The following is a 13,153-nucleotide window of genomic DNA, read 5'->3' on the forward strand; positions in this document are numbered from 1 at the left end:
CTCTTCTCCAACCATACAAACTGTGGACCGATACACCCAGCCGCTCAGCAACCTCAGCTACTGGCCGGCCATATTCGACAATTTGCCGAACCGCCTCGATCTTGAACTCATCCGTGTAACGTTTCGTACTCATAACCACCTCCGCCTAAGCCATAGTTTATGGCTGCGAGGTGTCTACGAAATCCTGGGCGATTCAAACCAAGGCAGAACAGGGTTCAAAGTCAGGTTTTACAAGGACTCGACTCTAGCCCCCTATTTTGTGGTTATTACGAAGATGACGAGCAACTGGTGCATTTGAGATAGCCCGAGCTGCTGACTGGCAGCCTGGGTCCGAGACGCTTACATCCAAACGACGGCGAACGAGACGCCCATCAGCAGCACCCTGAGGCTGGCGAAACAGGGGGCAGAGTCAGGTTATGCAAGAATTCGACTCTGCCCCAGTTTTCGGCAAAACCCAACGAAGCACGGCCCCGCTCCAACGTAAATTCCAGGCAACAAAAAAGCCGGCGCTGGGCCGGCTTTCTTTGTTCGCGTGGTGGGCGGTGCAGGGTTCGAACCTGCGACCCTTGCCGTGTGAAGGATAAGAAAGGACCTTGTACCGCAAGGGATTCACCTGTAACCCATTGTTTTTAAGTGCCGTTGCGTCTCGTTGGATTTCGCCGCACACTGCAATTTGCACTTACCACGCACTTACGGATCAATGGGAACCAAGCTGACAATCCGCGCCGTTGAGCTGGCGGCGCCTGCCGAAAAGCCCTACGAGATCAGCGACAGCGAGATGAAAGGCCTGCTGCTGCGGGTCCAGCCATCAGGAATCAAGTCGTACATCGTGACCTGGGGCCGAGGTAAGCGCCGCACACTGGGCAAGCACCCCGTCATGACTCTCGCCGGCGCGCGCAATGCAGCCCTCGCAGCACTTGCCGAAGCCGCCCAGCACGGCGCGCCCGTGGCCGTGGTCGCACCCAAGAGCGAACTCACCGTGGCGGATGCCTGCCGCGACTACGTGACCGGGCTGGCCAAGGACGGGCGGAAGACCGCCGCCGCTGATGCGGAGCGCCGCTTTGAGCGGTGCCTCTACGGCGACAAGCTGGGAAAGGTCCGGCTCAAGGATCTGCACCAGGATCACATCGAGGCCTGGCGCGATCGCGTAGAGAAGGGCGAGCTCCCTCCCCTGCCCGCGAAGCGTGGTCGACCACCCGTAGCGAAGCCCCTGGCCAAGTCCAGCATCAACCGCATGCGCACCACACTTGTGGCTGCACTGAATCACGCTGTTGCTCGCCGTAAAGCATCGCCTGACGTTGCCTTTGAATGGACCTCAGTAAAGCCGCTCAAGGACGCCAGCCAGCGCCGTGGGCTGTACTTGGAACGGGAGCAACGGCGCGCGCTGTTGGATGCAGCCGATGGCCCTGTGCGCGAGCTGATCGAGTGTGTGGCCCTGACGGGTTGCCGGCCGGGTGATCCGGCTCTATGCCTGCGCTCTGATTACGACGGCCGCACTGCCAGCGTCCGATTCCGCAGCAAGGACCACGATCGCAAAATTCCGCTCTCCCCTGCTGCCACTGTCCTGTTCGACCGCTTGGCCAAGGGCAAGCTACCGAAGGCGTACCTGTTCACTCAGGACGGCAAGAAGGCCTGGACGGCGGATGCCTGGAGCGAACCTGTGCGGTCTGCTGCAGCGCGCGCTGCGCTGCCGGAAGGAGTCACGCTGTACACCCTGCGCCACTGCTGGATCACTGACGCCATCGTGGGCGGGATGGATCTGCTGACCGTGGCGAAACTGGCAGGCACGTCGCTGGCGATGATCGAGAAGCACTACGGCCACCTTGTTCAAGGCGCGGCGCGCGAAAAATTGGCTCAGGTCGAATTTCTCTAGGTTTAGTGCAGGACACCCCAGGCCTTCGCTCGCTTCCTGATTTCGTCTAAGTCGACCATTTCGCCCTTCGCCTCAGCGATAGAGAGTTCGGACAACAAAAGGGTCGCAGCATCAACTACCCGCTGGAACATGTCCCTTGCATCCTCTGCATCCGCCAACGCTTCTTCCACCGTGCGGCCGGCGGCTTGTCTTGGATAGCTTCCAGTTCCACCGTTGTCGCGTCGCTCCACCAACTCAGCGCATGCGCGACTGAGCATAGCCACAGTGGAATTTGCCAACTCGCGCCTAACTGCGATTTCAGCGCGAAGCCCCATGACCCCTGGCACAGCCGAAGCAGCCGAGAACGAAGATTCAAGCCGATGAACGATTTCGGCTGACAGCGACCTGCCGGCCACCTCCGACTCGCGCTCAAGCTTTTGTTTCAGGTCAGCTGGCAACCGCAGCTTGAATTGGGTATCGGGAGTGCTCATGGGCGGCATATTGGACCACAGTGGTCCTTGACCGCAACGGACCACTGTGGTCCACTGCGTTCAACGGACCATTTTGGTCCATACAACGGAGCAGTCAATGAAAGATAACCGTGAACGTCTCAGCTACACCACCGATGAAGCCTGCGCCGTAACTGGCCTAAATCGCAACGCCCTATATCGCGCCATGAATGCAGGTCAGTTGAGCACCTTCAAGGTAGGCAAGCGCCGCATGGTGTCGGCCCGCGCGCTGCGCGAGTTCATTGAGGCAAGGGAGAAGGAAGCAACCAGTGGTGTTGCCGCCTGAGGGGAAAGCCATGTCTCCGAAACCCAAAAGAGAAACGGCCCACCCGGTAGCAGCCGGAGTGAGCCGTAGAAGCCAAGACCGAACCCTTCGAAGGAACGCTCTGACCATGGACCACATCGTACACCACGCCAGCCCTGGCGCCATCGGGCAACCCTACCCTGCCGTGTCAGGAAACACCTACGCCAGCCGGCCCACGCGTCACAACCCTCTGGCCTGTGATTGTTGCAACCAGCCGGCCGGGTACTTCGACCTGTCCCGCACCACCTCCCGCTTCGAATTCGGGGAGCTCCCCTCCTACGTCTGCTACGCCTGTGCGTCCAACTATCCTGACGGTGAGCCGCGAGAGTTGCGGATTCGCTGGATCGTTACGCGCGCTGGCCGGTTTGGCCAACAGTGGCAAGACGCGGTTCGAGCGCAGTTGGGGTGGCCGGCATGAATGCCCCTGCGCAGACCCAACCCCAGATCGAGAGCTACCCGTCACCGGTACTGATGCCGCCGCCGCAAGGTCAGGCCTATGTGCTCGTTCGCGACAACCTCAACGCGCCGACGTTCGAGATAGGCGACGTGCTACAGGTGGATCTCAGCGTGGTGCGCTGCCGCTGGGATGGCGTCTATGTGATCGAGCTCAATGGCCGGCAGATCGTGCGCCGCGTCCAGGTGAGGCCCGGCAAGAACGGGCGCCCATCCTTCTACGTGTTCACCACCAGCAACCGTGACTTGGGCTTCTTCGTTGAGTTCGATGAGCTGGTGGTATTGGGCGAGGTCAAAACCGTCTGCTGCGTAAGGAGCGTGTCATGAACGCACGCGCTGCCCGCCCTGACCCAATCGCCTGTGACTGCTGCGGGAAGCCCCTGCAGCCCGTGTACGGCTCATTCCACCGCGTAGAGCGGGAGTTTGGCTGGTGCTCCCTGCCCTACGTGCTGTGTGGCTCCTGCGCCCTCCAGCATCGCAGGGGAGCGACCGAGGCCAAGGTAAGGGAATGGGTGCTAACCCGAGCATCGCGCGCTGGGCAGACCTGGCGCGCTGCTGTGGCTCAGATCATGGAGAACGCCCGATGAGCAGTGACCAAGCTCTGCACCTCTATCTGGGCTGGGAGCCGGACTTCCAAGCAGCGCAAGTGATGGAACTACTCCGCCTATCCGGCGCGCTCAATCGCGCAGGGATGCTCATCAATGAAGCTGATGAAGAAATCGCTGCCATCAATGAAGCAGCAGCCATCTTCACCGCGATGGCCAGCAAGCTCATGGAGGAGCTGTACCCCGATCGAGACGCTATGGAAGACCATGCAAACCGCTTGGAGCAGCGAACCAAGTGACCAACAGCGCGCGCATACCGGAGCGAAAGCGGCGAAAGCTGACGGGGCGCGGAGGCGGGCACTCCTTCATCATGATGCCTCACTACATGCTGCGCTCTCCTCAGTTCTACGCTGTGGGCAAAGCGCACTCACTGCTGATGTTCATTGCCGGGCAGTACAACGGCAGCAACAACGGCAACCTGAGCGCCACCAAGAACATGGTGAAGGAGCTTGGTGTCTGCACTCCCAGCAAGCTCCATGAGCTAACCACTCTGCTTCTGGAGGCAGGATTCATCGTCAAAACCCGGCATGGCATCAAGAAGCTATGCAACCTCTACGCGATCACCTGGTATCCCATCGATGAGTGCCCCGGCCAAGGGCTCGAGATTGGTCCAGGCCCTGCTCGAAACGATTGGAGAAAAATAGAACCTTTGGCCCCCAGCAGGGGCCAAACGACCGATGCAGAAATCACAATCTTTGGCCCCCAATCCGAAATTATCGGCCCCCATACGGGGCCAAAAAGACCGGGTGAAGTTGGTTTTGGCCCCCATGCGGGGCCATAAGGAGCACAAATGGGCATTTCTTTGGCCCCGTATGGGGGCCCCTTTATATATATCTACCAAGCGGGAGCGCAGCGGACGCTTGGGCTGTTGCTTCGCTTCACCGCTTTCAAGCTTCATCGCTTCACCTGCACCACACTCCCAACAGCAAAGGCTGGCACTGCTCAAACCTGCCACTGGCACCTTTGGGCACTCCCACTGGCTGCCAGGCGCAAACCGCGCGCTGCCGCTTGTTCGAATGGCTTGCACAGAAGAACCGATAACCGACCCGTTTGCGGAACAGTTCCGCTTTCGGGACTGGTTGAGGCACGCCAACACTCCTGGCCAAGAACGCTGATCGCCGAACACGCGAAGAGCAATGCGCACGCGCGCTGCATAGAACACCAAGGAGGAACCCGTGAACGCGCCGCATCGTGAGCTTGCACATGGCGACGGCATTCCCACCTCAATCGATGAGGTACGCCGCAGCCTGGAAGCAGCCGGCCACTACGTCACCGTCGACGGTCGAGTGACAGAGCAGACCGCCGCAACTCTGATCCCCTGCCCTGTCAGCAGACTGAGGCGTTGGCGCCTGGAGGGGAAAGGACCTCGCTACTTCCAGCCAGCGAAAACGCCCTGGTACTACTTGGGTGACGTTCTCGAATGGATCTCCGGAGGGGAAAGTTTCAAGTAAAAAAGCGATTGCGCGATCCGACCGCAAAGATCTGGCATATTCCGATCTTCGGACGGGCTGGTTAATGAAGCTCGTCACGGCTTCAGCTAGGTCACCCGGCCAAAGAGGAAATTATCAGCATGGCAAATTCTGTCCCGACCGAACGGCAGGTTCTACGCTGCATCTTTGACATGTATGAGGGAGACTTCCCCGTCGAGGGTCCGAGTGTCGGAAAAACGATGATCGCAATTGATATCGATGCAGTAGCCAAGAGCCTGGGCTGCGACAAAAATATTCTCTTTGGCTACCTCTACTACCACCTCGACAACAAGTATCGATACAAAACCGGCGAGAACACGTCCGTCCACCTATTCGTTCCCAGGGCCGGCGAGCTGCGCCACGCGATCAACCTGCCTTACTTGACTGCAGTCCTCGCAGCTCAAGAACAAGAGCATTCAAAATTCACTTGGTCTTTAGGCGTATCTCTCGTTGCACTAGCACTTTCAGTTGGTGCCATCATTGCTCAACTTGTTACAGCGCGATAGAAACAAGCAGATAGAACTAGGCATTGATACTTTGGGAAAATGGTACATACACCTCAGTCGCCGGCCGGGTGTTGGCACCAATTGAGCGACCAGCCCATCTGGATTGGGGGAGAGAACGACTTGCGCCAAGGCAATCAACTTGGAGAGGACACGCCTGTACTCTAGGATATACAAGTCACCATCGCGACTCGGCAGCCTAGACCTACATGTCCCTCCTTCGAGATATCCAGCACGCCGCTATCGACTCGTCGATCCCACTGTCAGACCTGCTGAGAAAATGCACCCTACTAGCCGCGCGACTACGGAACGAGGAATTGCGAGCCTGGGTCTCAAGCGAGCTCAACGGCTACGAGTCAAAGGAAGGACTGCCCCCTTATCGCATTATGGCAACCACCTCCAAAGGCCATTTTTCCGGTCCATTTCAGTCGGGACTTAAGAACGCAGTCATTCCACTGTCGTGCTTGCCACAGCAGTTCTACGAAGCTCTCAGCCGCACTTACGTCCAGCAAGGGATAGCCGCACTAGAGAATCTCGTGAATAACGCAAGCGGGACTATCCTAAAAGAACCCTGGAATCCCGACGTGGCAGCTCACTACGGAGGAAATATATACGACGGAATGAACTGCGTAGAGGCGTGGAAGGTTATTCCCGTTGCAGCCATAGTGGGAGTTTTGGATTCTGTTCGCACAAAGGTCCTGAACTTTGCTATCGATATAGAATCGGCGGCACCAGAAGCAGGTGAGGCACCACCTCTTTCGGAACCTCTCGCCCAAGACCGAGTGCATCAGATATTTCATACTAATATCTATGGCGATGTGCAGAACCTGGCCAACGGCAGCGCAGGAGCTCGACAGAAGGCGACTTCCATACAGAATGAGCCCACCTTGTTCAAGGACCTTCTGAAAGCAATCGCTACATCGCGGGCGGATCAAGTCACCATTGACTCCCTTGTAGCGACAGTTGAGGAAATGCGCTCGGCAGAAAGCAAGAATAGCTTCCATGAGGCATACATCAAGTTCGTTTCGACAGTGTCAGATCACATGCAGATTCTCGGGACCGCCGTTGCTCCCTACCTGCCCCAGCTCGCCGCGCTTGCTGGGTAGCGTCTAATCAGACCTCCCCCTCGTCCCACAAGTGGGTACTTCCAGAATTACCCCGCCACCGAGCGGGGTTTTCCGTACCTACAACACTCTGGTCACGCCGTGATCTTTTGACTGGCTGTCCGACCGCCAGGCGATGCTCGCAGCAGACCGCGCCGCAGATGGCCAGACCGGCCAACTCCCTGGACTGGGTCGAGCGGACGGGGGCCCCGGGGCTTATCCACTGCCACCGGGGGGAATTCGGACCCCGGTAATTGCCAGTTTTTCGGCCCTTAGGGATGCTCCACCACAGGCACCCCGAAATTGCGGTTTTCCCCGGGAGAAACGCACATTTCGGCTTGTACACGTTGTACATCGGCCCCCATTCAGGAGGGCTGCCGATGCACAAGGCGTGCTCCGCGATTCGCCCCCAGCAAGTGCGCATTCCGACGCATTCCGGCTCGGCCAAATAGCCGGGCCCGACGTCCAATAGACGGGTCCTCTGAGCCATCCCCTCATGCCCGTAATCGAGCTCGAACTTCCCCAGGTCATCTGCGACGCCCTCCAGGACGCGGCAGCTGCCGCTGGCGTCTCCCCAGCCGAGCTCTTGGCAGATGCCTTGCGCACCCTGCCGGCGTTCCAACGCGCTTTGGCGGACAGGCCCGAGAGGCTCGCAGCCTTTGCCCTCAAATCCGGAGCATCCCGTGAGTGATCAATCACCGCCTGTACCCCCTTCCCTCCTGAAACTGGAGCACCTGCGGATTCGCAGCGAGCTCCACTTCGCTGCTCGGCGCGCGCTGAATGAGCGTCGCAAAGAGATAAGCGACCAGCGCACGCACCTTCGCCAGGAAATGGCGAAGCACGGACAACGGCGCGAGACCTTGGCCAAGCTGGATCGCTGGATGGCCGCGCTCGATGCGGTGGACGCCGTAGTGGCAACCGCCTACGACGAACTCAGCGCCTCATCCGGTGACGTTGGCGCCTATCGAGCCGCCGCAGAGCATCTCCAGCAAACCGTGGCCGATTGGGGCCTGAGCCAGTAAAGGAACAACCATGACCGACTATTTGCCCAAGGTGGCGCGTCTCCGCGCCCAGATTGAAAAGCTGGCTGACGAGATCCGCGAACTGAGCGACGGCATGCCGCCAAAGGAAGAAGCGCTCGCGGCCATCGATACTCACATCGAGCGCGAGGCAGCCAAGGTAACAATTCGGCCAAACGCCTTTATCGGTGACGCCGACACCGCCGTATCGGCCTATCCCGAGAGTGCCCACGCTTACGCGTGCAAGTTCTTCCCCGATGCCATCCGTGAGCGCTTGCGCGCCGAAGTTGAGGCCCTCTACCAGGGCGAGGTAACGATCACCGATGACCGCAAGCAGGAGCGCCTGGAAGCGCAACTGTTGGAGTTGGAGCGCCAGGAAGAGTCGCTGATCCGGGAGGCCGCCGCGGACGGCAAGAACATCCCCCGCCGCAGCGATGCCAACCCCGCGATCACGCTGGCCGACTGATTCGCCAGAAGGGACCAGCAGGCGGTGTCCCCAACAACACCTGCAGCCCGGGCCGGCAGCCACAGATCCAGATACCTCATGCCGGTGACCGGGCCAACTGCTACAGCATCTTCCCCACGTGAGCCCGATCGCGCCGGGTTGTAGCGCTCGAAGCGCAGGCCATAGCTGCTGGCCACGGCGGCTGTATGCCGCCAGCACCCCGAGATGTTTCCATCGCAGAGCCTAGTGCAGGATTGCTGATCGAGCGTCCGCACTTCATGCTTGCCCCCACTGAGCAGGGGAAACTACATGGACTGTGAACTCGTCGGTTGGTGCGCGCTCAAACCCGAAGTGCAGGCTGCTTGGTTTCAAGCCGTTGCTTCGGTAGTTGCCATTATTGTCGCGTTGCTCGTCCCAGCGCTTCAATCGCGATCCGCGCGAAAGCAAAAGGCGGCTGACGATCATGCTAATAGCGTCGCGGCCGCTGCCCAGATGCTCCCCCACGTGCAAGACATCGGTCGATTGATTGCCGCAATACTCACGGACGAGTCGCCAGTAAAGTTTGGTGGCGAATCTGGGCCGATCGGCCCGCTCGCACAACAGCTGATCAACCACAAGTCGGTAGACATTCTTTCAGGCAGCCTTCGATCGCTTGGCGATGCTAGAGAGAAGGCCAGCGCCGTAGTCTTCAACATCTATCGAGCTCGGGAACTGGCGCAAGGCGAGGTTGACCAAGTTCAAGTCAGATCCTACAAGAAGTTCTACGAGCGCCTGCGGGCAGCGCAAACAGCTTCGAGCCAGTGTTTGGACAAGATCGACATCATGTTCACCGGTCATGTCGGCGATTATGCGTAGAAGTTCCCTCACACTGTCGCCCCAAGACTCGTCCCGGCGACGCCCCAGGGCTCGGCCGGCCCTCATTTGCGCGCCAGCAGGGCGATGTGCCTCGCTCGCACAACCAACCCCAGCCCCATCGGGGCACCCTATAAGGGGACGATCCCTGTGCAGATGAAAGCATGTAAAAACTGCACCGAGAACACATCTTGGCTCAAAACCGGCTTCTGGCGTGTTTAATGGAGCGCCCAATTCGTTGTCGAGCTACGACCAGACGTCGCAGACCGATCGTCCGATGTGGCTCATCCAATTTGGCTATCATCGGCCTGCACAAGTTTCTAACCTGACCGAGCCAAACCCACTCCTTCCGAAGTTCTCCCAGACCGTCAGACTCATATCGCGACATCATTCGCAAAGCCAGTTGGCGAACAACTTGACCATCATCCATAAGGACCGAAACGAAGACTGCTGGATCAACAAGGTGTAGCCAAGGCCCGTAAGGAAGGCTCTGATCCCAATTCCCTGAAAGACTGATCGGCTCGTAGTCCCTTTGACGCAGCCGTTCAATGTACTCACCCAGCTTTTCAAGCTTTCTCTCTTCGTCCAGCTCCCATAGTGTTGCTGTGACCAACTTTTGCGCTTCCGCAAATACGGGAAGCTCTGCTCCCGTGTACCCAAGCCCTTCATAGGCTGAACTAGACTCACTGCGGTCGTAGATGCTGGTACCTGTCAGTTTAGATCTGACCTCATCTCGCCGAAGGTACGAGTCCAACCATGCAAGAGTTCGCTCATTGGGAAAAAACTCCCCGCCGTAGCTCTCCACCTGCAATGCTGCACCCACGATATGCAGAAGTTCGCCTTCAAGCGTCACAGCATTATGCTTGAACGCCTCAAGAGCTTCTCGCTTTGCGCGCTCATAACTCGATTGACCCAGATCCCACATCGCCCAAAGGCGCCTCCAGGGAGGAGTGGCCGCCTCGCCAACAACTCGGGGATTGGTCATTACAGCTTCATTTATTGCATCAAGCTGAAGCTCACCATTCTGCCATAAGGCAATTAAAAAATTGACAGGGACGATGCACTCAGCAGAGCCCAGATTGCTGTACTTTGCATAGATCGCCTGCACCTCCACGACGCGCGGATCATTGGCGCTCTTGCCAACCTGATAATGCAATCCCGCCTTCTCGAGAATTTCCGAAGCAGTGAGTTTTGCAGCACGAAACTCCGCCCCAATTCCCACAGAGAAAAGAACCAGCGATTCAATTACTAGTGGATAGCCCGCCAGGCCATTATCTGACCCCGAAACCAATCGATCAATATCTGCGATGAGATTCTTGACGCTCCGGTAGTTTGGGTAGGTTGATGCACGCACAACCTCGGCAACCTTCGCTCCGTGGCTCAAGAGATAGTTCTTGACCTTCCCCGAGGGGAGGTCGTCTGTAATGCTCTTTATCACCTCCTCAGCATCCGCACATACAGAGAACGTCTTTCCGACAACCTTCTCTTTCCAAGCCATGTAGCCCTGCGACCTAATTTCCGATTCGTTCGCAATAACAATTGCTCGAATCCCGTCTCGCTCGACGTAACCATTTATTAAAGCAAGCGCTTTTTCAACCCCCATCCCTGCCCGCTCTAGATCGTCGAATACAACGATCCGCTCCCTTGGGTGAGCTGCCCAGTCGCGCACTGCAACCATATCGGAAGATTCAACCGGACTCTTTATCTGGGAAGTTGACTCAAAGAGCGCAGAGCCCATTCGAAAGGCTGCCGTGCCGAGGACCTTGCCTAGCTTAGAGTTGAGCGCAGGGTAGAGCTGAGACAAGAACTGATCTGCGACTGCCGCTTCGTCGGGAGCTCCAAAGAAACTGGCGTATAGGTAGTCTGGCGCCTGCTCTTGCCCGCGGCTCTTCGAGATACGCTCTCTTCTCTTTTCAAGGAAAGCAGTAACAAACCTGGTCTTTCCCGCTCCCCAATGCCCGCCGATCAGAACAGCCATACCCTGATCACTCTTTCGAGCCAAGTAGGATTCGAGATAATCCTTCGCTTCCTTATGCGGAATTCCCGACATGCGCGCCCCTGCTGAAGTGATAGCGAACAACAGTCTACCCAGTCAGGCCAGGAACGACGATCATCCTACTGGTAGCAATCGTGCAACCCCAGACTCAACTATCGATGGAGAGTAGATGGACTTAGAGTCATATATCCGAGCTTCCTCTGGATGGCTTATAGACATCACCACGACGTTCGATCTTGCTTCGGCCGCCGAACTGGCAATTAGACCAAACTGGTCACCTCCAGCGAACGGCAGCGACGTTGAAGGTCCGTACCTGATTTCCATGCGTCACCCACTGCCGTTTGCGGCCGCGCTACCTTTTGGCGTGCGCAGTAGCAGAGAAGCAATGAGAGCCGCTTGGGTTGCCTGCGGACATACACCAGAAACAGCTAATACGGATGGCGTGAAGGTGCCTTTTTCGAACGGCAACAGTCCACGTATTGAAGGAGTCCTAGCCCGCGCCGGCATCATTGCTCAGTTTGAACTCTGGAAGAGCTATGCCACCCAGTTCCCCGGTTACCCGACCAATCTCAAGGCGGCGAAGAAGCACAGCTTTGTGCACCCGGAAGAGGAGCGGCTAGTCACAAATCTCATCAGCATCCGGAATCGGATGACGCATGAAATCGACGTCACGAACGACCCAACCACACGCATGCTGGTCAACTACACCTGGGAATGCCAGCACATCGCTAAATGGCTTACTCAACTCTACCCCCTGTAGAGCGAGAGCAGCACTCTCCTCAGCCTGACGCACTTACCATGCACTTACGAAAAAACCGGCTTTCGCCGGTTCTTCTGCAACACTTTGATTTTAATGGTGGGCGGTGCAGGGTTCGAACCTGCGACCCTTGCCGTGTGAAGGCAATGCTCTACCGCTGAGCTAACCGCCCGTGTTGCGAGCCGCTCATTATAGGGGCCTGAGCGAGCACGTCAACGGGTTCTGCGCAAAATCTTCACATCGTTTGAGTGGGCTTGTCCGAGCCGGCCGTGCCGGCCAGCAAGGTCTCGATTTTGTGGCGCACGGCCTCACCATCGGCACCGTCGGCAAGCTGCACACCGATGCCCGCCTGGCGGTTGCCCTGCGCGCCCAGTGGCGTCACCCAGACCACTTTGCCGGCCACCGGCAGGCGCTCGCTGGAGTCGGGCAAGGTCAGCAGCAGGAACACCTCGTCACCGAGGAAGTAACGCTTGGGCGTGGGCACGAAAACGCCGCCGTTCTTCACGAACGGCATGTAGGCGCTGAACAGCGCCGCCTTGTCCTTGACCGCCAATGACAGGATGCCTTGGCGGGCGTTCATCGCACTCATCGAATTGTCCCCTTGGATTGCACTTGGTTGGCCGCGTTCCAGGCCAGCAGCAGCTCCACCACGGCAAGGTCGGCGCGCACGGTGGTGCGCAGCAGGTCGCGGGTGCGATTGGCGGCATCAAACCAGGCGGCCAGCTTGTTCAATCGCGCCGGATCGGTCAAGCCGTCGGCAGCTTTCTTCAATGCCAGGTCGGCGGCATGGCGCAGGCGCAGGTCGGCGTGTTCGTCACCGGTCCAGCGCTGGGCCAGTTCGACACTGCCCAGCTTGCCGGCGACCAGCTGCTCCAGCTCGCTGGCCACCTGCCGCCGCAACGCCATGCCGTCACCCTGCAGCCACTGATCAGCCAGCGCCGGGTGCCCGCGCGCGGCATCCAGTGCTTCGCGTGCCACGCCCTCGGTATAGCCGCGCGTCTGCAGCCAGGCCAGCGCCTCTTCGCGCGGCGGCAGGCGGAACTCCAGACGCTGGCAGCGGCTGCGTATGGTCTGCGGCAGGCGCGCGGGATCGGCGCTGAGCAGCCACAGGTAGCGGCCGGGCGACGGCTCTTCCAGCGTCTTGAGCAGCGCATTGCAGGCAGCACGGTTGATGGCATCGGCCGGATCAACGATCACCACCTGGGCCACGCCGTACTGCGGGGTCAGCGCCAGCTTCTGCGAAATCTCGCGCACCTGCTCGATGACGATCTCGGTGCGCAGCCTGA

Annotated in this window: 16 protein-coding genes and 1 tRNA gene; 11 read left to right on the plus strand and 6 right to left on the minus strand. The window is 58.7% G+C overall.

Annotated elements, in window-relative coordinates:
* On the minus strand, positions 1 to 133 hold a 133-nt coding region (locus ABB26_RS18705; protein ID WP_152982663.1), incomplete at its 3' end, for a transposase.
* Positions 134 to 700: 567 nt separating this feature from the next.
* On the opposite strand from ABB26_RS18705, the gene ABB26_RS12430 reads away from it, so the two are divergent.
* Positions 701 to 1,873, plus strand: coding sequence for an integrase family protein (locus ABB26_RS12430; RefSeq protein WP_057634614.1), 1,173 nt, complete (start codon positions 701 to 703; stop codon positions 1,871 to 1,873).
* Positions 1,874 to 1,875: 2 nt separating this feature from the next.
* On the opposite strand, the gene ABB26_RS12435 is transcribed toward ABB26_RS12430, so the two are convergent.
* Positions 1,876 to 2,343, minus strand: coding sequence for an Arc family DNA-binding protein (locus tag ABB26_RS12435; RefSeq protein ID WP_057634616.1), 468 nt, complete (start codon positions 2,341 to 2,343; stop codon positions 1,876 to 1,878).
* Between the two features lie 97 nt (positions 2,344 to 2,440).
* Here ABB26_RS12435 and ABB26_RS18710 point away from each other — a divergent pair, with 97 nt between their 5' ends.
* The 9 genes from ABB26_RS18710 (at position 2,441) to ABB26_RS12470 (ending at position 9,117) form a co-directional block, all read left to right on the plus strand.
* Positions 2,441 to 2,647 (plus strand): helix-turn-helix domain-containing protein, encoded by a 207-nt coding sequence (locus tag ABB26_RS18710; RefSeq protein ID WP_083490818.1) that lies wholly within the window; start codon positions 2,441 to 2,443, stop codon positions 2,645 to 2,647.
* 432 nt (positions 2,648 to 3,079) lie between these two features.
* A complete protein-coding gene (locus tag ABB26_RS12440) occupies positions 3,080 to 3,445 on the plus strand; it encodes a hypothetical protein (RefSeq protein ID WP_057634619.1) in 366 nt (121 codons plus the stop codon).
* A gap of 256 nt (positions 3,446 to 3,701) precedes the next feature.
* Positions 3,702 to 3,962, plus strand: coding sequence for a hypothetical protein (locus tag ABB26_RS19035; protein WP_152982664.1), 261 nt, complete (start codon positions 3,702 to 3,704; stop codon positions 3,960 to 3,962).
* Positions 3,959 to 4,504 (plus strand): hypothetical protein, encoded by a 546-nt coding sequence (locus tag ABB26_RS12445; protein ID WP_152982665.1) that lies wholly within the window; start codon positions 3,959 to 3,961, stop codon positions 4,502 to 4,504. The genes ABB26_RS19035 and ABB26_RS12445 overlap by 4 nt, the downstream gene beginning before the upstream one ends.
* Positions 4,505 to 5,293: 789 nt before the next feature.
* Positions 5,294 to 5,698, plus strand: a complete 405-nt coding sequence (locus ABB26_RS12450; protein WP_057634621.1) for a hypothetical protein — start codon at positions 5,294 to 5,296, stop codon at positions 5,696 to 5,698.
* Between the two features lie 206 nt (positions 5,699 to 5,904).
* The gene (locus tag ABB26_RS12455; RefSeq protein ID WP_057634623.1) at positions 5,905 to 6,801 is read left to right on the plus strand and encodes an AbiTii domain-containing protein; all 897 of its coding nucleotides are present in this window, start codon (positions 5,905 to 5,907) and stop codon (positions 6,799 to 6,801) included.
* 680 nt (positions 6,802 to 7,481) lie between these two features.
* The gene (locus ABB26_RS19040; RefSeq protein ID WP_152982666.1) at positions 7,482 to 7,820 is read left to right on the plus strand and encodes a hypothetical protein; all 339 of its coding nucleotides are present in this window, start codon (positions 7,482 to 7,484) and stop codon (positions 7,818 to 7,820) included.
* 10 nt (positions 7,821 to 7,830) lie between these two features.
* Positions 7,831 to 8,283, plus strand: coding sequence for a hypothetical protein (locus ABB26_RS12465; protein ID WP_057634626.1), 453 nt, complete (start codon positions 7,831 to 7,833; stop codon positions 8,281 to 8,283).
* 288 nt (positions 8,284 to 8,571) lie between these two features.
* Positions 8,572 to 9,117, plus strand: a complete 546-nt coding sequence (locus tag ABB26_RS12470; RefSeq protein WP_057634627.1) for a hypothetical protein — start codon at positions 8,572 to 8,574, stop codon at positions 9,115 to 9,117.
* Between the two features lie 193 nt (positions 9,118 to 9,310).
* Here the strand turns inward: ABB26_RS12470 and ABB26_RS12475 are convergent, their stop codons facing one another.
* Positions 9,311 to 11,164, minus strand: coding sequence for a P-loop NTPase fold protein (locus ABB26_RS12475; RefSeq protein ID WP_057634628.1), 1,854 nt, complete (start codon positions 11,162 to 11,164; stop codon positions 9,311 to 9,313).
* Positions 11,165 to 11,279: 115 nt separating this feature from the next.
* Here ABB26_RS12475 and ABB26_RS19045 point away from each other — a divergent pair, with 115 nt between their 5' ends.
* The gene (locus tag ABB26_RS19045) at positions 11,280 to 11,870 is read left to right on the plus strand and encodes a hypothetical protein (RefSeq protein ID WP_152982667.1); all 591 of its coding nucleotides are present in this window, start codon (positions 11,280 to 11,282) and stop codon (positions 11,868 to 11,870) included.
* A gap of 94 nt (positions 11,871 to 11,964) precedes the next feature.
* Here the strand turns inward: ABB26_RS19045 and ABB26_RS12485 are convergent.
* The 3 genes from ABB26_RS12485 to ABB26_RS12495 form a co-directional block, all read right to left on the minus strand.
* Positions 11,965 to 12,039, minus strand: a tRNA-Val gene (locus ABB26_RS12485).
* Positions 12,040 to 12,102: 63 nt separating this feature from the next.
* Positions 12,103 to 12,456 (minus strand): PilZ domain-containing protein, encoded by a 354-nt coding sequence (locus tag ABB26_RS12490; protein WP_057634632.1) that lies wholly within the window; start codon positions 12,454 to 12,456, stop codon positions 12,103 to 12,105.
* The coding region (locus tag ABB26_RS12495) for a DNA polymerase III subunit delta' (protein ID WP_057634635.1) at positions 12,453 to 13,153 on the minus strand (701 nt) is incomplete at its 5' end. The genes ABB26_RS12495 and ABB26_RS12490, both read right to left, overlap by 4 nt.

The organism is Stenotrophomonas humi (assembly GCF_001431415.1).
GTDB lineage: Bacteria > Pseudomonadota > Gammaproteobacteria > Xanthomonadales > Xanthomonadaceae > Stenotrophomonas > Stenotrophomonas humi.